This is a genomic window from Acinetobacter lwoffii, assembly GCF_024129115.1.
GTDB classification, from domain to species: domain Bacteria; phylum Pseudomonadota; class Gammaproteobacteria; order Pseudomonadales; family Moraxellaceae; genus Acinetobacter; species Acinetobacter lwoffii_T.
Genome location: NZ_JAMXXO010000005.1, coordinates 130,906 through 151,581, shown reverse-complemented (window position 1 = coordinate 151,581; position 20,676 = coordinate 130,906). Strand labels below are relative to the sequence as shown.

Genomic DNA, 20,676 nt, shown 5'->3' with positions numbered 1-20,676 from the left:
ACTTAACACTTCAGACTTGAGTTACCGAAATACGTAACTCTTTCGGCAAACTAAAGGTGATATTCTCTTCACGCCCATCCAGCTCACGTGGTGCCTGAGCACCCCAGTCCTGCAAACGCTGAATCACCTGTTTAATTAAAATTTCCGGTGCAGAAGCACCTGCTGTGACTCCAATCTGAGCATTTTCTTTAAACCATTCCTGTTTAAGTTCATCGGCATTATCGACCAGATAAGCCGCCTTACCCATACGTTCCGCAAGCTCACGCAAACGATTTGAATTGGATGAATTTGGTGAACCCACAACTAGAACAACATCACAACGTTCAGCTAAGTCACGCACTGCATCCTGACGGTTCTGCGTGGCATAGCAAATATCATCTTTACGTGGACCTTGAATCAGCGGAAATTTCTGGCGAAGAGCATCAATCACTTTCGCTGTATCGTCAATTGATAAAGTGGTTTGCGTGACAAAAGCGACTTTATCAGGATTGCGTACCGTTAAAGCAGCGACATCTTCTTCATCTTCAACCAGATAAATCTCACCACCATTTTTTTTATCATATTGCCCCATGGTGCCTTCAACTTCGGGATGGCCTTCATGGCCAATCAAGATCGCCTCAACCCCTTCACGAGCATATTTGGTCACTTCAATATGCACCTTGGTCACCAAGGGACAAGTGGCATCAAAAACTTTCAGACCACGGCGTTCAGCCTCTTGCTGGACTGCTTTAGAAACGCCATGTGCGCTAAAAATCACAATATTATCATCAGGAACTTCGTCCAGTTCATCAACAAAAATTGCCCCGCGTTGGCGTAAGTCATCTACAACAAATTTGTTATGCACGACTTCATGACGCACATAGATCGGTGGATTGAAACATTCTAAGGCACGATTCACGATCGCAATGGCACGATCTACACCAGCACAAAAACCACGTGGGTTGGCTAAAACAATTTCCATAGAATCCTCAATACTCACACCATTTTTAGCGGTTCAATTGAAATAAATGTAAACAATCGACTGACAACTATTTAGTTTAAAGCCGCTCTACTCTAAAATAGAGAAGATATTTTATCATATCAGGAAAAATATCATGTCGGGTCTCTTGTTTGTCGTTTCTGCAGCGTCTGGAACAGGCAAAACATCCCTTGTTAAAGCCCTACTTGAGCGTGTCAACAATCTTCACGTTTCTGTGTCACACACTACACGCGGTCAACGACCTGGCGAACTCGATGGCGTGCACTATCATTTCTCCAATAAAGAAGATTTTTTAAATCTGGTCAATGAAGGTGGTTTTATCGAATACGCCGAAGTATTTGGTAATTACTACGGGACCGCACAAGCCACAGTCAAAGAGCAACTGGCCAAAGGCCATGATGTGCTACTGGAAATTGACTGGCAAGGTGCGCAACAGGTTCGTCGACTTTTTCCTGAATCTAAACAAATTTTTATCTTGCCACCAAGCCAGTTCGACTTGCGTGAACGCCTGTCTAACCGTGGTACTGATGCTGTGGATGTGATTGAACATCGTCTAAGCTGCGCGGTAGAAGATATGCAGCAATATAGTAACTTTGACTATATCATTATTAATGACGACTTTAATAAGGCGCTGCATGACCTTGAAGCGGTGATTATCGCCAATCGTCTGGTGCTTAGCCAGCAAGCCAACCGTCATGAAAAACTGATTCAGAAACTGATTACGCCGACTGGGCAGTGATTAAAACTTGAGTCTATAGACAAAGCCTTTTATACTGTGCAGTCTGTTAAAATTTATTATTCAAACGAGAATTCTTATGGCACGCGTCACCGTTGAAGATTGTTTAGACCATGTAGACAACCGCTTTGAGCTTGTACTAGTGGCAAGCAAGCGCGCGCGTCAATTGGCACGTCAAGGTATTGAACCAACTGTAGAATGGGACAATGACAAACCGACTGTTGTTGCTTTACGTGAAATCGCTTCAGGTCATGTATCAAAAGACATTTTGAAACAACGTGATCAAGACTATCAAACATCCAGCTTGGATCTTGCACTTTCTGCAAATAATCTAAACTTAGACGGTTTTTCTTTCCAATAAGAGATCGTCACTCAAAAAGCCTAGTTCTAAACTAGGCTTTTTTTGTTATGTGACTTTTATATTTATGCCAGAACGGTTATAACATAAGGGTTAGCTATCAAGTTTGTATTGGTTTTCTGCTCGCTAGCAGCCAAAAACCATCAAACTAGGAAATTCACATTTCTAAAATGCTTTCAGGTTTTATTTGTAAAAAATTCAGTTGAAAAGGTGTTTTATGCCAGGCCCACAGGTCAGTCAAGCCAAGCAGCAGTTAGAGCTCATTATCGATGCGTATTTAAGTGAAAGCGATGTCGAACGTGTGCTTGCGGCCTGTGATTATGCAGATATGGCGCATGACGGGATTGTGCGTAAAAGTGGTGAACCCTATATTCTGCATCCGATTGCGGTCAGCTGTATCTTGGCGCATATGCGTTTGGACACTGAAACTTTAATGGCTGCCCTGCTGCATGATGTGATTGAAGATACTGAGTTCAACAAAGACGATATTAGCAAGATTTTTGGTTTTACCGTCGCTGAACTGGTCGATGGTGTCACCAAACTGAGTCATTCCAGCGATAAAGAATATAATAAAGCGGCTTCTTTCCGGAAAATCCTGCAAGCGACTCTACAAGATCCACGTGTCATTATCGTGAAACTGGCCGACCGTTATCACAACATGACCACTTTGGACGCACTGCGTCCCGACAAACGCGCGCGTATTGCCCGCGAAACCTTTGAAATTTTTGTTCCAATGGCACGTATTGTCGGTATGAACGAAATGGCCGATAACCTGGAACATCTTTGTTATCAGAATCTAGATCTGGATATGTATAACAATGTGCAGGCTGCCCTGCTGGAAACCAAGCCAAAACGCTGTGAATATCAGGCCAAATGGGAAAAGAACCTAACTGAACTGCTGCAACAGAATGCCATTCAAGGCCGGATTAAGAAGAAAAATAACAATATTGAGCTACTGCGCCACTTCGTTAAAAATGACATCGATCTACAAGAATTGACTCACAGCCATGCTTTTGAAATTATTTTACAGAGTATCGCGGACTGTGACCGACTGGCAGAAATTCTGACGCAAAGTTTTAAAATTCAGAGTTATGAAGATCATATCCGTCGTCCATTACCGGGTGGTAACCAGTCCCTGATGATGCGCCTGAAAGGCGAAAAGACCACTTTGTCTTTGACCATTCAAACCGAACTGATGCGTAAAGCAGCACGTTTTGGTGTCGTGCTCGGTGAAAGTGCCCCGCAGGCCTGTCGTTCTGCGATTCAGGCCTCGATGCAAAACCTGAATGTCCTAGTCGATGGTGAGTGCGCCAAAACGACTTTTAGTGAATTACTGGACTATCTGCACCAAGAAAAAATCTGGGTCTATACCCCGCACGGCCATTTACATGAATTGCCACAAGGCGCCACGGCGGTTGACTTTGCCTATGCCGCGAGTTTATTCCTAGGCAACCATGCGGTGGGTGCAAAAATTAACAATGAAACTAAGCCGCTTTCAACGCCTTTAGTCAGTGGTCAGGTAGTCGAAATCATTACTGATGTCCTCGCCACTCCGAACCCAGATTGGCTCAGTTTTATTAATACCCAGAAAGCTCGTCGTGCTATTCAGAATATTCTGCGTGATCAAGATCCAGACGAACAGCGTCTGGTCGGACAACAGGCACTCAATCGTGCCTTGAAACTATTCCATCGTTCCATTCGCGATCTGACGGAAGCAGACTGGAAAAACCTCTTAGAATGGCGCCATGTTTCCAGTAAAGAGCAGCTGTTTGAACAGATTGCAGTCGGTGATTTATTACCGCAACTGGTGGCCAACCATTTATTTGCCCAAGATCAGCATCAGAATATTGCCAGCTCAGACCGTCTGATTCAGGGAACGGAAGGTGTCGATGTCAAATATGCACATTGCTGCAATCCTGTGCTGGGTGATCCAATTCAGGGGCATTTGACCCGTCGCGGTCTGATTGTGCATCGTGCGCGCTGCCATAACCTGCTGCATGAACAGCATCAGCATCCAGAAAATATCATGTTGTTGCAGTGGACCTCTGATGATCTGGAAGATATCAGCTTTACTGCCTATCTCAGCATTGACCTGGACATGAATGACGAGCAGATTTCCGACCTGATTTACCAATGTCGTAAAGCGCATTCCGGGGTGGAAATGGTGCGCACTCAGGATGACAAAACTTACGTCAATATCGTGGTGCATAACCGTAAACAGATTGCACAGATTATCCGGGATTTACGCATGTATTTCGGTTTCCCGCGAATTATCCGTCTGGCACAGCCCGTCGTTTTCAGTGAAGCCTCTAAAGCGAGTTAATCATTTAAAACGATAGTGCTTTGATCGGCCGAATTGATCGAATATGATGTATGTCGATGATAAAAGGAGAAATTAATGTCCCGCCAAGTAATCCATACTGAAAATGCCCCTGCTGCGATTGGCACTTATTCGCAAGCCATTTTAGTGGGTGATACCTTATATCTATCAGGTCAAATTGGCCTGGATCCTTATAGTATGGAACTGGTTGAAGGCATTGAAGCTCAAATTCGCCGGGTGTTTGATAACTTAAAAGCAGTCTGTGAAGCCGCTGGTGGCTCTTTGGCAGATATTGCCAAACTGAATATTTTCCTGACCGACTTATCTCACTTTCAACTGGTCAATCAAATTATGGGTGAGTATTTTGCCCAGCCCTATCCAGCACGTGCCGCTTTAGGTGTGGCCAGCCTGCCTAAAGATGCCTTGGTTGAAATGGATGGCATTGTCATAATTAATCAATAAGTTATAAAAATTACTCAATCCCCACCCTGCAATATCTCATTCTAAATCATGAATCGCTTTTGTGTGGAAATCCGAGCAGTACTTGGATTTCCGCTCAGGTGGTGATTTTTTATCTAAATCATCAATCATGATAAAAGCTATTTCAAATGATTTTTATTGACAAACGATAACAATTATCAATAATATTACTTATCTTATTTAATCACTGTGGTTGTGTCCTATGTACGTTTGTCTATGCCGCGGCATTACAGATCAAGACATTAAAGATGCTATTGCAAATGGCGCTGAAAGTTATCGTGATGTCCGCGATATGTTGGACTTGGGAACTTGCTGTGGTCGCTGTGCACCAGAAGCCCGCATGATCATCAGTGATGAGGTTTCACAAATTGCAGCACGGCTAGCAGTTGCAGCATAAATTTAAAAAGATTTCTCCCTATAAGCATAATGAAAAAACAATGATCTTTGGTCATTACTCCTCCCCCGCCTTTGACTCTGGCGGGTTTTTATTGCCATTCATCTGAGTCTGAATGGATTCGATGTCGATTTTCATTTGCTGTTCCTTGACATCCTCACCTCTTTAAATAGAGCTGATTCCTCCTGCGAGACGCTTATGCCCAAGCGCAAGTATGTTCTTAGCACTATTCAAGTCCCGATCCAGAACACTTGAACAGTTTTCACATTCCCATACTCTTATTCGCAAATCTGTTCTACCTTTCGGACTGCTTGCAGTGACCTCACCACAGCACGAACACATTTGGGTTGTGAAACTTTCACTAACTTCTTCAAACCATACTCCTGCGTTCTCGCATTTATACTTGAGTATGGTCTTGAATGCTGAAAATCCGGTATCCAGAACAGACTTCGCCATCTTGGTTTTCACCAGTTTTTTCGCACTCAGATCGCCTACAACAATTAGTGCATTTTTCTTTATAAGCATCGTACTTGCTTTGTGCAAATGGTCTTTACGACAGTTTGCAATCTTGGCGTGTAATGCACGGACACGTTTTCTATTTTTCGCTCGTTGAGCAATCCCTAATTTCTGTTCATATTGACGGTAGAACTTGGGATTTGAAATTATTGTACCATCCGAACAAGTGGCTATATCCTTTAAGCCCAGATCAATTCCAATCAAATTAGTCGCAGTCGATTTCTCAATTTCAGGGCTATTCACAACTAAGCAGACATACCAACGGCCACGCGCATCCTCGACAAATGAACCAGTCTTGATACTGTAATTTGACAGTCCATAGCTATCCCATATTTTAAACTGATGCTTGCCATACTGGATATGGCCATTAGCATACTTGATTGCTACTTTCTTGAAGGGTATCCAACCTAGTGATCTTCTGGCTGATTTCTTATGACTGACCCGCCATCTTAGTTTGGTCTTCTTGAATTGCTTTCTGCGTATGACTAATTCTTCGGTAACAGCTTGAATGGTTTGACTATGCAACCCACAAAGCCTAGATGTACCTTTCGTATATTTAGCAATATCGTAAGCACTGAGAAATTCACCTTTTCTTTTAAGGTGTTTAAAGCTTAAATCATTGACATAATTCCAGACGAAATTCACTTCAGATGCTAATTGCTCTAATATCTTGGAATGTTTATCTTTAATGCGTAATTTAAGTGTTTTCATGCGATTATTTTATCAATGAAAATAACGAATAGAATATCCAAAGTTAAAAATGTTAACTTGAAACGACATTTCATGTCGTATGGCTTAGGTCACTTATTTATAACCCTGCCTTGAAGACGAGGTTTTACGTTTGATTTGATAAATTACTCGCCATTTGCCCCTGACTTGCTTTACTATCAGAATTAGAGCGCTTTCTTAGAAAGATAAAACAGGTCCAAATGGAGTTATGCGATGAAAGGCAATCGTGATGTGATTAATCAGCTCAATCAGGTGTTGTATCACCACTTAACTGCCATTAACCAGTATTTCCTGCATTCGCGCATGTTTAATGACTGGGGCATTGAGAAACTGGGCTCGGCAGAATATAAAGAATCCATTGTTCAAATGAAACATGCCGATAAAATTATTGAACGTATTTTATTTTTGGAAGGTCTGCCAAATTTACAGAATCTGGGCAAACTGTATATCGGTCAGCATACTCAAGAAGTACTGCATTGTGATGTGCGTAAAGTTAAAGAAAATATTGAAGTCATCCAGAAAGCAGTCGCGCTGGCTGAAACCCAAATGGATTATGTAACACGTGATCTGGTTCAGGAAATTCTAGAGAAAGAAGAAAATTATCTAGACTGGACGACAACGCAGATTGATCTGATCGAAAGTATTGGTATCGAAAACTATATTCAAAGTCAGCTCTAAACTTAAAGTTAAGCCAAGAAAAAGCCAGCATCTGCTGGCTTTTTTGTATTTAACGAGGTACATGCTGCATTAGTTCTTCATAACTCATTTCAGTTTTCTGAATAGTCTTTAAGCGTTGCAGCTGGTGCTTGGCTTCCGCCTCATATCCATTAAAAGCTAAAAGTTTGGCATATTTGATCAGGTTATATTTAGTCGGATAACTCAAGACCATTTGTTCACTTTCATGAATCTGTTCAGCAGACGCTTTGCTATAAGGATTCAGACGAATCCAGGCAATGCGATGATTAAACTCGGTTAACAGATAAATTGGTTTTTCATTGGTGATTTTTTCAGGTTGCTTTTCATAACGAATACTTTGTCCAAGTTTTGGCACCGCAACATCATAGTCGTGATAAATTACAATCAATAAAAGTAACCCAACAGCAAAAATGAATTTCATACCGATTAATGGCATAACCACTGTTTTAATTTTTAGATTTTGTGCCAGAACCGTACCCAGAATAAAACCGACTGGTAGCAGAAAATAGGCATAATGCTGTGGAAACTCAAACATGGCATGTGTGACAAATGCTCCAACCATCAAAATTCCAATGACAGACTCAGGCGTATTGACCCATCTTTGCAACTGATAGCCCAAATAACCAAAGTAGGCCAGAAATGGCAGACCGATGATCAGTCCATTCCAGAGTAAAAAGTCCAGAATAAAATTATGTGCACTACGAATCCAGACCGGGCCTTGCACGGTATCGCTAATCGAGACAAAAGCGACACTGGTCTGATACCAGCCATAGCCAAACCAAGGTTGTGCCTGAATTGCGGTCAGCATTTGCTGCCAGATGGCTAGTCGTGACATATCTCCAGTTGCACGTGCCACTACATCCCGGCTTTGAACTACGTCCGTATCCATTGCCTGTGCAGCGAGCTGACTGAGTAATGGAAAAGTGACAATACATGCAATAAAGAAAATGAACCAGGCGGTGCTGCAATACCATTTCAGGCGGATAATGCCTTTATATTGATAGAAAGCTAAATACAACATGATCGTGATCGCAGCTACCCAAGCGGTACGTGACTGACTTAAAGCAACCCCGATTACAATCACTACAGCACATACAAATAGCCACTTGGTCTGGATTTTTTTCTTTTCATAGAGGTAAAGGCAGCTCATCAATGCCATGACGAGAAAAGTTGCCATATTATTTGGCTGAGCGAAATTAGCATAGGGCCGCTGATTACCGCTGATATTCACCATACCTGGCAAAGTCGCGTCCAAATTAGACCACTGACACAGTGCAATAAGGCCTGTAATCGTTCCTGAAGCTAAAAACACATAGCTAAGGTGGGTAAAGGTTTCTTCCCGATTATAGTTTCCGGTTGAAAGGTGATAACCCAATACACTTGCCAGCCAAAAGCTAAAGACAAAAATGAAGCCCATCATGGCGATACTAAAAAAGAACACCTGCCCTGCCAGTAAATGTATAAATGGTATACAGGCAAGTAGTAATAAAGGTAAGCTAATAGCTGGGACTTTTAGTTTTTCTTTTAAGCAGATTGCAGCGAGCGCAAATAATGCAAAGAAGGCATACAGTTCACCAGTATATGTGACCCAAGGGCGGTAGTGAATGGGCATGAGCCACGCGAGGGAGATCAGGATTGCTGCGATGAGGGCGAGCGTGAATTTCATGGAAATGTCAGGCAGTGAAGGTTTAGCAAATGATAAACAAAAAGCAGATTAAAGGGTAATCTGCTTTTAGAAACTTAGTTTAAATTCTAGGGGATAAAAGAGTGATGAATTAAATGTTCAGCTTTTCCATAATACCAAAAACCTGGCGCCATTAGCTCAGCATGACTACCACATTGGAAACAAAGCAAGTCTTGTAAAAAATAATTCCCTAAAATATAAGTATAAAGACTAAACCACAGTAGTATTACCATTTTAGAGAAATATTTAGTTTTTGTAGTGACTTCAAAGTTAGACTTGTACTGTGAAAAAGCCAACCCCAACAATAAGACAATACTTATTTGCGAGGCTGGATACACTAAGTTCCCAGAAAAAAAAGCATCAACAGCTATAGCGCAAATACCCGCCTTAAGTGAAATATGCACATCATTTGAAGTGAGCACTTTTTTTAACTGATAAGAAATCCAGCAAAGGAAAATATAACCTAAAATTCCCCACTCAAAAATTAATTTTAAATAAAAATTATGTAAGTGATTTAAAGGATAATTGGTTGTTGCTAAAAAATTTCCACCGACCCCTTTCCATGGTTGTTCAACCCACTTTTGATATACATAACTCCAGAGTTCCCAACGACCAGAAGTACTGGTTCGGATAACATTTAAAGATTTATCAACCCCATGTATTTTATTGTAAAAATAATAAGTGAAATGACACACAGCGAAAGAGAATAAAATAACTGCCCCTGTGCCCAAGACCAGTTTTCGATGCTGTTTGGAAAGAATAAAAATTACAATCAAACCTATCAAAACACTAAGCAGTGCAGCTCTGGCACCATCAAACCATAAACCTAAAGTGAGTAAAAACACAATTAATGGATAAATAAAAGAAATATATTTATAATTTATACTTTTTAAGTAAATTGCCAAAAAAATAATCGGAACAACGACACTATCATAAATCCTAATATTACCAGCATTCATTTGCCAATTATACCAAATACCACCAGAAAGAAAGTCTTTTATAGAAAATATTATAAATATAGTAGGTATAATAGAGCAAATAATCAAAAAAAAGAGAAAGTGATTAAAAGGCTGGATGCTTTTATATTTCCTAATCTCCAGAGTTACCCATAATATAATAATAGTTAGACCAATAAGCATAGCTAAATCTTGATGCTGATATATACTAAATTTATTAAAGTGAAAAATTAAACCTAAAAATAATAATATAAAAACAAAAATCGATTTATATCTAAAAGTAGTATTTAGTCTAAACAATATAAGCATAAAACAGAGAGCTGAAATTAGTAAACTAATTAATCTTAATTCATCATATTGAAAAATACTCCAACCTACATGATAACCAAGTAGGTAAATTGCTAATATAACCAGTAAAATGATATACATAAAATGGAAGAGAGGCATAAGCCTCTCTAATTATAGAATTAAGATACTGTGCAACCGGTAGGAGAAAATGAATCCTTCCAACCATCATTAGTAGATTTAGTAATTTTACAAGTCCAAGCACCTGTAGCAGCACGAGATAAAATTACTTTTGCACCTGATGTAGCTGCAGCTGCTTTGTTACCAAGGGTAGCAGTAATACTTGCAGTACCAGCACTGGCAGAAGAAGCTACAGTAGGAGCAGCACTTAACAATGTAGAGTCAGTGTAACCTAAATTTGTTGCTGTAGTTTCATCAACTCCATTTAATAAATTTGTTTCAATAGCTGTTTTCATTGGCGAAATTTCAGCTAAAACACGAGTTACTTGTGATTTAGCAATATAATTTTGATACGCCGGAATCGCAATTGCAGCCAAAATACCGATAATCGCAACTACAATCATTAATTCAATAAGGGTAAAACCCTTTTGTACTGTATTCATAACATTCTCCACAAATGTTTTTTGTTTATGCATAAGCCTAAAGAAAAAGCTCATTTAGCTTAATTTTATATTTAGCACTAAGTGTGCCAAGTTTTATTATAATAAAATTGAAAGAAAAAACAGCACTTTAAAAAAATATTTTTATTTTTGTAACTTTTGTATTTTATTTTGTGTAACTAACTGACAAAAACTGTCAGTTAGTTGACTAAAATTACCCTAGAATTATTGGTTTATTCCCTAACTCATTTTTCAAGTCATCTATTTTATGATCGTAGTACTGGTCTAGAACCTGTCCTATCTGCTTTACGCCCTCAATTACCCCTTCTTTAAACTTCTGCTGAACTAAATGCTGAATAATGTTTTGGCAGATTTCATCCCAAACTTGCTGAGTCGTGGCATTTTTAATTCCCCGATCAATCACAATTTCCACCTTGTGCTCGCACAGATTCAAATAGAGCAGTACACCACTATTATATTCGGTATCCCAAACGCCAATTTCAGCAAACAACTGGCGAGCTCGACAAAGCGTATCCTGATAATAGGCAGATCGTGAAGGTAGACAGCCTTCAATCACCACCTGAATCTCCCCCACATGCCCATGCTCAGCTTCTTCTACCGCCACTGCAATCGCATGCTGATCCTGCTTGGAGAAAAAACGCTTGGTTGCCGGCATATAAAAGAAATGCTTTAGCCAGCGCTTAAAACTCGGCTGTGCATGTTCTTCCAGCTTAGGTTGCGTGACAATCTCTGTCGTATCTGTAGTTGTTACCATGAGCCTGATGCTCCTCCCCCGCCAAAACCGCCACCGCCACCGCCGAAGCCGCCGCCACCAAATCCACCACGGCCACTACCACCGCCCCGGCCGCCACCAGCTAAAAAGGCATGTAAAATCAGCTGGGCAATAGAGGTGACCAATAAAAAGAAAATACCTGCGCCAATCATTAGGCTAGCAACCAAGCCTAAGCCATTCACCAATCCTGCCGCTGTACCTGCCACCGCTGCAGTTGCTGCGCTCAGACGTTTACCAAAGATCATGGAGCCAATCACACCTGCAATAATAATAAAGATAACGCTTCCAAAAGTGGCTTGCGATGCTTTTTGTGCCTGATAGGCTTGTTCCTGACGTTCTTTGATTTCATCCGCGGCCTGTGCTGCAATTTCAGGATCTAAATTTAAAATTCTTTCAATTTCGGTTAGTCCGGAATCAATGCCCTGCGCATACTGACCTTGCTTAAAAAATGGCGTAATTTTGTCATGAATAATTCGACCTGCCACTATGTCGGGTAGTACACCCTCCAGACCATAACCGGTCAAGATTTGAATACGGCGATCATTAATGGCAATGGTCATCAACAAACCATTGTCGCGTTTGGCTGAACCCAGTTGCCAGACTTCTGCTACGCGCATGGAGTAATCAAAAATATCTTCCTGCCCCGTGGTCGGAACAATCACGACACCTATTTGCCCTTTGCCTTCATTATAAAGTTTTAGAATGCGCTGAGTGAGTTGCTGTTTTTCAGCGGGACTAAGTAAATTTGCCTGATCAATGACCGGTTCATTCAGGCTGGGTAAGTCGCGCTGAAGCTGCCCTTCAGCCATGTCATTGGCAATTTGTGGCTGTGAGACTGCTGCAGTTTCTGTATTTTGGGCTGGAGTATTTTGATTATTTTTAGGCTGTAAGATTTCACGGGCTACAATGACTTCTTCAGTATCTGTAGCCGTGGCCGTTTCTGCTGAAACAAGCGTGGTTATTCCCATGCCTAGCATGAGGAGCAAACCAGCACAATATTTCAGCAGCATCTCGGACATCTGATCTCTCGCTTATTTACAGATCTTACTTATTCAAAGGAAACCGTTGGCGCTTTCTGGGCACTTTGCTCGGCACTAAAGTTCGGTTTGGTGTCCATGCCAATCACTTTGGCGGTCATGACTTGCGGGAACTGACGCGCATAAGAGTTGAAGTCCTGTACTGTCGTAATATAACGGTTACGTGCCACTGCTATCCGATTTTCAGTCCCTTCTAGCTGTACCTGTAAATCACGGAATTGCTGATTGGCTTTCAGATCGGGATAATTTTCAGTCACAGCCAAAAGACGAGACAAGGCACTGGTCATCTGCGCCTGTGCTTCCTGATAACGCTGGAATAATTCAGGATCTTCCAGCACTTCACGATCTACTTTCAAACCGGCAACATTGGCACGTGCTTGTGTCACTTCAGTTAAAACCTGCTCTTCATGCGAGGCATAGCCTTTGACTACATTGACCAGATTAGGTACCAGATCGGCACGGCGCTGATACTGGTTCTGGACTTCCGACCAGGCTGCCGTTACTGCTTCATCTTTGACTTGCAAGGTATTATAGCCACAGCCACTCAGGGTCAAGGTACTAGCCAGCATCAAAGCTATGAGAGATTGTTTAAATACACGCATGATGTCTCGTCCTCAATTCTTTATTGATATTTATATAATTAATTTGATTTTAAACACTATTTTCTGAAGTTTTGTTACTTTTTATAATATTTTTAATGCTTTCCATTTTAGGGCTCAAATTCATCGAAGATTAAAAAACCCGCCGTGGCGGGTTGTTTTGAATGATGACTATTGATCTTTAACGGTTAGACATCAAGGTAATCCAGGATACCTTCAGCTGCCTGACGGCCTTCCCAGATTGCGGTTACCACCAGATCAGAACCACGAACCATATCACCACCAGCAAAGATTTTTGGATTTGAAGTCTGGAATTTGTATTGTTGCTGCTCAGCGGCAACGACACGACCTGAACCATCCAGATTGATTTCTACATCGGTGAACCAGTCTGCTGGGCTGGTACGGAAACCAAAAGCAAGCAGGACTGCATCCGCCGGCAGAATTTCTTCTGAACCCGGAATCGGCTCTGGACTCCGGCGACCGCGGCTGTCCGGCTCACCCAGCTGAGTAGTAATAAATTTCACACCGGTCACTTTACCATTTTCACCAACAATTTCGATCGGCTGACGGTTGAACTGGAAACTCACCCCTTCTTCACGCGCATTTTGCACTTCACGGCGTGAACCGGGCATATTTTCTTCATCACGACGGTAAGCACAAACTACCGATTCAGCACCTTGACGGATCGAAGTACGGTTACAGTCCATGGCCGTATCACCACCGCCTAAAACGATGACCTTTTTACCTTCCACGCTAATATATTCAGCCGGATCTTTTTCCCAGCCTTGGCAACGGTTGACATTGGCAATCAGGAAATCCAGCGCATCATGGACACCGTCCAGCTCTTCACCGGCAAAACCACCTTTCATATAAGTATAGGTGCCCATGCCCATGAATACCGCATCATAATCTGCAAGTAACTGGTCGATGGTCACATCTGTACCAATCTCAGTATTCAGACGGAATTCCACCCCCATACCGGTGAAAATTTCACGGCGGCGTTTCATCACATCTTTTTCCATCTTGAATTCTGGAATACCGAAAGTCAGCAACCCCCCAATTTCTGGACGTTTATCAAAGACCACAGGTTTTACCCCGTTACGCACCAAAATATCCGCACAGCCAAGTCCTGCAGGACCTGCCCCGATAATCGCGACTTTTTTATTGGTCCATTGCACATTGGACATATCTGGACGCCAGCCCAAAGCAAAAGCTGTATCGTTGATATATTTTTCTGCATTCCCGATCGTCACCGCACCAAAACCGTCGTTCAGGGTACACGCCCCTTCACACAGACGGTCTTGCGGACAGACACGGCCACAGACTTCCGGTAAAGTATTGGTCTGATGACACAGTTCAGCCGCCTGAAACAGACGTCCTTCAGACACCAGTTTTAACCAGTTTGGAATGTAGTTATGTACCGGACATTTCCACTCACAGTACGGGTTACCACAGCCTAGGCAGCGATGCGTCTGATTGGCTGCAATTTCCGCTGTATAAGGCTTATAAATTTCCACAAATTCTGCTTTGCGGACATCAATCTCTTTTTTCTCTGGGTCTTGGCGTGCGACATCCAGGAATTGAAAGTCATTATTCAGGCGTTCTGCCATGTCTCTCTCCGTGGGGAGATGTAAGGGGTTCACAGTTGCCTTACATCTGCCTATGTTTCTGCAGTAGTGGAATTATTGTGGATCAGCTTGAGTTGTTTTCAACAGCGTCTGCAAGTTGGCTGCTTTTGGTTTTACCAACCAGAACTTACGGCTGTAGAAGTCAAACTCGTGGCGGATCTTGTACGCCCAAGCACTACCTGTTTCTTTAATATGTTCATCGAGAATACGACCCAAGAAGGCTTTATGCTCCTCCATCGCTTCGGTGGAAATACGGTTCAGCTCAATCAGCTCGTGGTTATAATGATCAACGAAGTCATTATCCAGATCAAGCACATAAGCAAAACCACCAGTCATACCCGCACCGAAGTTATGTCCAACTTTACCCAGCACTGTCACAATACCACCGGTCATATATTCACAGCAGTGATCACCTGCGCCTTCAATCACGGCAAATGCACCCGAGTTACGCACCGCGAAACGCTCGCCCGCTGTACCCGCTGCATATAACTTACCGCCAGTCGCACCGTACAAACAGGTGTTCCCAATAATCGCGGTATTTTGGGTCTGGAATGGCGAACCTTTCGGTGGGAAGATCGAGATACGACCGCCAGCCATGCCTTTACCGACATAATCATTGGCATCGCCTTCTAGGCTGATATGCAGACCACCGGCATTCCAGACACCTAGTGACTGGCCTGCAGTACCATTCAGGTGAACTTTCACCGGATGGGCTTCCATGCTCAGGTTGCCATAGCGTTTCGCAATTTCACCAGACAGACGGGCACCAATCGAACGGTCACAGTTACCGATTGTGAAGCTATATTCGCCGCCAGTTCCTGCTTCGATGGCAGGTAGAATCTCATCCACCATTTTTTCAGCCAGAATCCCTTTATCAAATGGTGCATTGCCCTGTACTTCGCAGTACTGTGCTTTACCTTCTGCAGCAGGATGTGATTCCAGTAATTTACTTAAATCAAGATGTGCATGCTTTGCAGTTTCACCTGGCAAGACTTCCAGCAGATCCGTACGGCCAATCAGGTCTTTCAGACTTGATACACCGAGTGCTGCCAGCCATTCACGGGTTTCTTCAGCAATAAAGGTGAAGAAGTTGATCAGCATTTGTGGCTCGCCAATATAATGCTCTTGACGTAAATGATCTTGTTGAGTCGCAACACCGGTTGCACAGTTATTCAAGTGGCAGATACGCAAGTATTTACAACCTAAGGCAATCATTGGGGTTGAACCAAAGCCGAAGCTTTCAGCACCGAGAATTGCTGCTTTTACGACATCCAGACCGGTTTTTAAACCGCCATCTGTCTGTACGCGAACTTTACCACGCAGGTCATTGACACGAAGGGCCTGATGCGCTTCAGAAAGACCCAGTTCCCACGGTGAACCTGCATGATGAATTGAAGAAAGTGGAGAAGCCGCTGTACCGCCATCATAACCAGAAATGGTAATGAAATCGGCATACGCTTTCGCTACACCCGCCGCAATCGTACCGACACCCGGTTCAGAAACCAGCTTAACTGACACCATCGCCTGTGGGTTAACCTGTTTTAAATCAAAGATCAACTGTGATAAATCTTCAATTGAATAGATGTCGTGATGCGGAGGTGGCGAAATCAGGGTAACGCCCGGTACAGAGTAACGTAAACGGGCAATGAGACCATTCACTTTACCACCCGGCAACTGACCACCTTCACCTGGTTTTGCACCTTGCGCGACTTTAATTTGAAGAACTTCTGCAGATGTTAAGTAAGCAGGCGTCACACCAAAACGGCCCGATGCAATTTGTTTGATTTTCGAGTTGCGGATAGTACCGTAACGCGCTGGATCTTCACCGCCCTCACCTGAGTTCGAGCGACCACCAATCGTGTTCATGGCAATCGCAATCGCTTCATGTGCTTCAGGTGACAGTGCGCCCAAAGACATGCCGGCAGAGTCAAAGCGAGGCAGGATCTCTTCCACAGATTCCACTTGTTCAACTGGAATCGAATTGTCTGTTTTCAGTTTAAATAGGTCACGAATCGTCGCAATTGGACGCTTATTCACCAGTTCTGCATATTCTTTAAAATCTGCGTAGTTCCCAGAACGTACGGCTTTATGCAGCGAGTTGATTACATCCGGGTTAAAGGCATGATATTCCTTGCCAAAGACAAACTTCAGCAGACCGCCCTGATCGATTGGCTTACGGTTTTTCCAGGCAATATCCGCCAACTGTTTCTGATCATTTTCAAGATCGACAAAAGTGGCACCCTGAATACGGCTTGGTACACCGATGAAGCATTTATCCACCACTTCATTAGATAAACCCACTGCTTCAAACAACTGACCACCACGGTAAGAGGCAACCGTAGAAATACCCATTTTCGAAAGAACTTTCAGCAGACCTTTCTCAATCCCCTTACGGAAATTGTTTTGCGCATAGATTGGATCACCCAATAATTCACCTTTGGCGACCAGATCATTGATCACGTCATAAGCCAGGTACGGGTAGATGGCTGTCGCACCAAAACCAAGTAGAACTGCAAACTGATGTGGATCACGAGCAAAGCCAGTTTCAATAATCAAGTTGGCATCAGTACGCAAACCAGTATTGATCAAGTGATGATGCACCGCACCGGTGATCATGAAAGCATTGGCTGGCAAGTAACCTTCACGGACTTTCTTATCTGAAAGCACCAGCAAGGTTTTACCATCACGAATCGCCTGTGCAGATTCTTCACAGATACGCGCAATTGCCGCTTCCAGACCTTCGGTTTCAGCATAGTTCAGGTCGATATCTGCAATTTCATAACCGGCACGACCCAAGGTACGGATCTGATGCATTTTCGAATTAGATAGCACAGGACTGGAAATGATCAGACGATCAGCATGCTCAGGTCCTTGTTCAAATACATTTTGTTCACGACCCAAACAGGTTTCCAGTGACATCACAATCGATTCACGTAGCGGATCGATCGGCGGATTGGTCACCTGTGCAAACTGCTGGCGGAAATAATCCGACACATGGCGCACCTGACGAGACAATACTGCCATTGGGGTATCATCACCCATTGAGCCTACAGCTTCCTGACCGCTTTCAGCAATCGGACGTAACAACTGGTCACGCTCTTCAAAGGTCACCATGAACATTTTTTGTGCCGCTTTCAGGCCATCGCCTTTTAAGCCTTGATCACATAAATATTCTTCCAGCTCTGGACTACCTTGCAAACGTACAGAATTTTCACGTAACCATTCACGGTATGGACGCATACGTTTCAGATGATTATTGACATCTTGCGTATCCAGTACCTTGCCGGTTTGCGTATCGATGACCAGCATTTGACCTGGACCTACCCGACCTTTAGAAATGACATCTTCAGGTTGATAACCCCACACGCCAATTTCAGAAGCCAGCGTGATATAACCATTTTTAGTGATGACCCAACGCGCAGGACGCAGACCGTTGCGATCCAGCATACAGATCGCATGGCGACCATCCTGAATCACCAGACCTGCAGGACCATCCCAGGCTTCCATGTGTTTTGAGTTGAATTCGTAGAAAGCTCGAAGATCAGCATCAAGTGTTTCCACGTTCTGCCAGGCAGGCGGAACCAACATACGGAGTGCACGGAACAGATCCATGCCGCCACCGACCAGAATCTCCAGCATGTTGTCCAGGCTTGAAGAATCTGAACCGGTACGGTTCACAATTGGATTCAGTTCAGTTAAACCCGGCAATAATGGATTTTCAAATTTTGGTACACGCGCCATGGCCCAGTTACGGTTTGCAGTAATGGTATTAATTTCACCATTGTGCGCCAGATAACGGAACGGCTGTGCCAACGGCCAGCGTGGCAAAGTATTGGTCGAGAAGCGCTGATGGAAGACCACAATATGTGATTCCAAACGTGGATCAGCCAGATCTGTATAAAAATCTGCAATCGCTTCCGGCATCATCAAGCCTTTATAGCTGATGACCGTTGAACATAAAGTAGTGACGTAGAAAGACGTATCATTGCTTAACAGCTGCTCTGCACGACGGCGTGCCAAGAATAACTTACGGTTAAATTCAACCTCAGTCACACCCATTGGACAGTTAACAATAATCTGTTCAAATGCCGGCATCGATTGCAATGCAATTTCACCCAGGGCATCGACATTGGTCGGAATTACACGCCAAGCCAAAACGATTAAACCTTCAGCTTCAATCTCTTTGTTTAAAACCTGTTTGGCATGAGCAGCAAGCGCAGGATCAAGATTTAGAAACACCGAACCCACAGCAAAGACTTCACTCAAGGTGGTATCACTTAAGCGTTTTGCTTCTTCACGGAAGAATTTTTTTGGCATTGCCAAGAGCAAACCACAACCATCTCCAGTCTTGCCATCTGCGGCAATACCACCACGATGGGTCATACAACTCAAACTATGAATCGCGGTCTTGACGAGATCATGGCTAGCATCACCCTGCATATGGGCGATCAAACCAAAACCACAGTTATCTTTAAACTCATCCGGTTGGTATAAACCTTGAGCGGGAGCTACATTATTAGGCGATGGCATGTGCATAGCGTACCCTTCTTTCACTAAGCCTCAACAGGCTATTAAACAATCTAAATTTTTCTCTGCGCTGGCGTCTAATGGACTTTCGAAGACCGTCTTGGTAGAGCAAAAGCATTTTTCTTTATTTCTTCAGACTAGTCTTTTTTTAGACTAAATGCATAACAAATAAAGTTTATTCTACTCATGAATAACATAAAAATCTGGAATAAATATGACATTCATACAGTGTCATCGAATCATTTTTCGCGCTAAAACAGGGAGATTAATTCAATTCATGCACCAATAAAGCAAATTCCATGCCAACAAACAGCGCATAAATTAAAACAATACAGATGACAAAGATTTAGCGCAGAACAGCACTCTAAGGGTTAATTTTAATGTGCATTTTTTGCACCAAAAGCGCTCATTTTTAATTCTGTAATTTTTTGGATGCGCTATTTTAGACCGAACTAATTAAATGGATCACTAATCTCGTTATTTTGAGGACGCGGATTACTGCCCTGAGCAGGTCGATTATTGTTATTTTGTGGTTGAGGTATACTTTCTACAGCACTTTCAGATTTCTGTACATCGACCACATTTCCCGATGAATCACGGCGCACAATGGTGGTACTGGTAGTCGCCGCATCAGAGCTACGCGGCTTGGACTCAGTTTGAGTTTGCTGCTGTCTAAGTCGTACCGATTCATCTACTTTCGGCAAAGGCACATTTTTCAAACGAATTTCGTAAAGCTTTTGATTACTGGCCAATTCTTCTGAACCCAGATTATTGACCAGACTGACATATTGCTGCATTGCTACAACTTCAGGCTTAACTGAGGCTGGTAAATTTAACTTCAGTGTAGATAAAGCCTGATTGGCTTGCGCTGCCGTCTTATATTGACCATATAACAATACATATTGTTCTGGCTGATTTTCACCCGATATTCTTAAATAAATAAAAGGTTTACGATCGGACTGTTTTTTAAGAAAACTTTTTAAAATGGCTTCATTGGTCACACGAAATAATTCAATGGCGTGCTGGTTTTTCGCTTCATTGACAAATTTGGTACCACGGAATTCCGGCTCATGACTGGCATTCACGACGGTACGCGTATTTAGGTCCAGTGGTTTCACTTCCTGAAAAAGTGCACCAAGATGGGTCATTGTGGCGACTTTTTCTGGTTGAATCTGCAACTGAACTTCAGTTTCAGGCTTTTTTTCAATTTCGACGACATCATCTGAATCAGTCACCGCCCAAAAAACTAAGGCAGCAAATAGGCAGCATACACCACAGACCAGCCAGAAATAATGCTGAATCTTTTGCCAAGGAGTATGTAATGCTGCCATAAAACTAA

The 20,676-nt window shown here is 42.8% G+C and carries 17 protein-coding genes; 6 read left to right on the top strand and 11 right to left on the bottom strand.

Features of this window, described 5'->3' with window-relative positions:
• Positions 1–10: 10 nt before the first annotated feature.
• Positions 11–961, bottom strand: a complete 951-nt coding sequence (ispH, locus tag NI470_RS06710; RefSeq protein ID WP_253147963.1) for a 4-hydroxy-3-methylbut-2-enyl diphosphate reductase — start codon at positions 959–961, stop codon at positions 11–13.
• Positions 962–1,094: 133 nt separating this feature from the next.
• Between ispH and gmk the strand changes: the two genes are divergently transcribed.
• From gmk to NI470_RS06685, 5 genes are all read left to right on the top strand, one after another.
• Entirely contained in the window at positions 1,095–1,718 is a 624-nt protein-coding gene (gene gmk / locus NI470_RS06705; RefSeq protein ID WP_253147964.1) for a guanylate kinase, read from the top strand.
• Positions 1,719–1,794: 76 nt separating this feature from the next.
• Positions 1,795–2,076, top strand: a complete 282-nt coding sequence (gene rpoZ / locus NI470_RS06700) for a DNA-directed RNA polymerase subunit omega (protein WP_004281186.1) — start codon at positions 1,795–1,797, stop codon at positions 2,074–2,076.
• A 214-nt stretch (positions 2,077–2,290) separates the two neighbouring features.
• The gene (locus NI470_RS06695) at positions 2,291–4,396 is read left to right on the top strand and encodes a RelA/SpoT family protein (RefSeq protein WP_253147965.1); all 2,106 of its coding nucleotides are present in this window, start codon (positions 2,291–2,293) and stop codon (positions 4,394–4,396) included.
• Positions 4,397–4,471: 75 nt separating this feature from the next.
• Positions 4,472–4,855, top strand: a complete 384-nt coding sequence (locus NI470_RS06690) for a RidA family protein (RefSeq protein ID WP_004644973.1) — start codon at positions 4,472–4,474, stop codon at positions 4,853–4,855.
• A gap of 220 nt (positions 4,856–5,075) precedes the next feature.
• The gene (locus NI470_RS06685) at positions 5,076–5,270 is read left to right on the top strand and encodes a bacterioferritin-associated ferredoxin (protein WP_004644972.1); all 195 of its coding nucleotides are present in this window, start codon (positions 5,076–5,078) and stop codon (positions 5,268–5,270) included.
• Positions 5,271–5,432: 162 nt separating this feature from the next.
• On the opposite strand, the gene NI470_RS06680 is transcribed toward NI470_RS06685, so the two are convergent.
• Positions 5,433–6,494 (bottom strand): RNA-guided endonuclease InsQ/TnpB family protein, encoded by a 1,062-nt coding sequence (locus NI470_RS06680; RefSeq protein WP_253147966.1) that lies wholly within the window; start codon positions 6,492–6,494, stop codon positions 5,433–5,435.
• 231 nt (positions 6,495–6,725) lie between these two features.
• On the opposite strand from NI470_RS06680, the gene bfr reads away from it, so the two are divergent.
• Positions 6,726–7,190 (top strand): heteropolymeric bacterioferritin subunit Bfr, encoded by a 465-nt coding sequence (gene bfr, locus NI470_RS06675; protein ID WP_005265547.1) that lies wholly within the window; start codon positions 6,726–6,728, stop codon positions 7,188–7,190.
• 49 nt (positions 7,191–7,239) lie between these two features.
• On the opposite strand, the gene NI470_RS06670 is transcribed toward bfr, so the two are convergent.
• From NI470_RS06670 to NI470_RS06630, 9 genes are all read right to left on the bottom strand, one after another.
• The gene (locus NI470_RS06670; protein WP_253147967.1) at positions 7,240–8,874 is read right to left on the bottom strand and encodes a PglL family O-oligosaccharyltransferase; all 1,635 of its coding nucleotides are present in this window, start codon (positions 8,872–8,874) and stop codon (positions 7,240–7,242) included.
• A gap of 86 nt (positions 8,875–8,960) precedes the next feature.
• A complete protein-coding gene (locus NI470_RS06665) occupies positions 8,961–10,295 on the bottom strand; it encodes an O-antigen ligase family protein (RefSeq protein WP_253147968.1) in 1,335 nt (444 codons plus the stop codon).
• A 20-nt stretch (positions 10,296–10,315) separates the two neighbouring features.
• On the bottom strand, positions 10,316–10,756 hold the full coding sequence (locus tag NI470_RS06660) for a pilin (protein ID WP_253147969.1): 441 nt from the start codon (positions 10,754–10,756) through the stop codon (positions 10,316–10,318).
• A gap of 211 nt (positions 10,757–10,967) precedes the next feature.
• Positions 10,968–11,528, bottom strand: a complete 561-nt coding sequence (locus NI470_RS06655; RefSeq protein WP_253147970.1) for a TPM domain-containing protein — start codon at positions 11,526–11,528, stop codon at positions 10,968–10,970.
• Entirely contained in the window at positions 11,522–12,565 is a 1,044-nt protein-coding gene (locus NI470_RS06650) for a TPM domain-containing protein (RefSeq protein ID WP_253147971.1), read from the bottom strand. Before NI470_RS06650 ends, NI470_RS06655 begins: the two co-directional genes overlap by 7 nt.
• A 29-nt stretch (positions 12,566–12,594) precedes the next feature.
• On the bottom strand, positions 12,595–13,185 hold the full coding sequence (locus tag NI470_RS06645; RefSeq protein ID WP_005108521.1) for a LemA family protein: 591 nt from the start codon (positions 13,183–13,185) through the stop codon (positions 12,595–12,597).
• 185 nt (positions 13,186–13,370) lie between these two features.
• The gene (locus NI470_RS06640; RefSeq protein WP_243474105.1) at positions 13,371–14,792 is read right to left on the bottom strand and encodes a glutamate synthase subunit beta; all 1,422 of its coding nucleotides are present in this window, start codon (positions 14,790–14,792) and stop codon (positions 13,371–13,373) included.
• 72 nt (positions 14,793–14,864) lie between these two features.
• Complete coding sequence (gltB, locus tag NI470_RS06635; RefSeq protein WP_253147972.1) at positions 14,865–19,340, bottom strand: glutamate synthase large subunit; 4,476 nt, start codon at positions 19,338–19,340, stop codon at positions 14,865–14,867.
• Between the two features lie 449 nt (positions 19,341–19,789).
• Entirely contained in the window at positions 19,790–20,668 is an 879-nt protein-coding gene (locus tag NI470_RS06630; protein WP_253147973.1) for a hypothetical protein, read from the bottom strand.
• Positions 20,669–20,676: the final 8 nt, after the last annotated feature.

Excerpts from the sequence above, each read along its gene's own strand:
- ispH (WP_253147963.1), bottom strand. The coding sequence starts at position 961 with ATGGAAATTGTTTTAGCCAACCCACGTGGTTTTTGTGCTGGTGTAGAT.
- gmk (WP_253147964.1), top strand. The coding sequence starts at position 1,095 with ATGTCGGGTCTCTTGTTTGTCGTTTCTGCAGCGTCTGGAACAGGCAAA.
- rpoZ (WP_004281186.1), top strand. The coding sequence starts at position 1,795 with ATGGCACGCGTCACCGTTGAAGATTGTTTAGACCATGTAGACAACCGC.
- NI470_RS06695 (WP_253147965.1), top strand. The coding sequence starts at position 2,291 with ATGCCAGGCCCACAGGTCAGTCAAGCCAAGCAGCAGTTAGAGCTCATT.
- NI470_RS06690 (WP_004644973.1), top strand. The coding sequence starts at position 4,472 with ATGTCCCGCCAAGTAATCCATACTGAAAATGCCCCTGCTGCGATTGGC.
- NI470_RS06685 (WP_004644972.1), top strand. The coding sequence starts at position 5,076 with ATGTACGTTTGTCTATGCCGCGGCATTACAGATCAAGACATTAAAGAT.
- NI470_RS06680 (WP_253147966.1), bottom strand. The coding sequence starts at position 6,494 with ATGAAAACACTTAAATTACGCATTAAAGATAAACATTCCAAGATATTA.
- bfr (WP_005265547.1), top strand. The coding sequence starts at position 6,726 with ATGAAAGGCAATCGTGATGTGATTAATCAGCTCAATCAGGTGTTGTAT.
- NI470_RS06670 (WP_253147967.1), bottom strand. The coding sequence starts at position 8,874 with ATGAAATTCACGCTCGCCCTCATCGCAGCAATCCTGATCTCCCTCGCG.
- NI470_RS06665 (WP_253147968.1), bottom strand. The coding sequence starts at position 10,295 with ATGCCTCTCTTCCATTTTATGTATATCATTTTACTGGTTATATTAGCA.
- NI470_RS06660 (WP_253147969.1), bottom strand. The coding sequence starts at position 10,756 with ATGAATACAGTACAAAAGGGTTTTACCCTTATTGAATTAATGATTGTA.
- NI470_RS06655 (WP_253147970.1), bottom strand. The coding sequence starts at position 11,528 with ATGGTAACAACTACAGATACGACAGAGATTGTCACGCAACCTAAGCTG.
- NI470_RS06650 (WP_253147971.1), bottom strand. The coding sequence starts at position 12,565 with ATGTCCGAGATGCTGCTGAAATATTGTGCTGGTTTGCTCCTCATGCTA.
- NI470_RS06645 (WP_005108521.1), bottom strand. The coding sequence starts at position 13,185 with ATGCGTGTATTTAAACAATCTCTCATAGCTTTGATGCTGGCTAGTACC.
- NI470_RS06640 (WP_243474105.1), bottom strand. The coding sequence starts at position 14,792 with ATGGCAGAACGCCTGAATAATGACTTTCAATTCCTGGATGTCGCACGC.
- gltB (WP_253147972.1), bottom strand. The coding sequence starts at position 19,340 with ATGCCATCGCCTAATAATGTAGCTCCCGCTCAAGGTTTATACCAACCG.
- NI470_RS06630 (WP_253147973.1), bottom strand. The coding sequence starts at position 20,668 with ATGGCAGCATTACATACTCCTTGGCAAAAGATTCAGCATTATTTCTGG.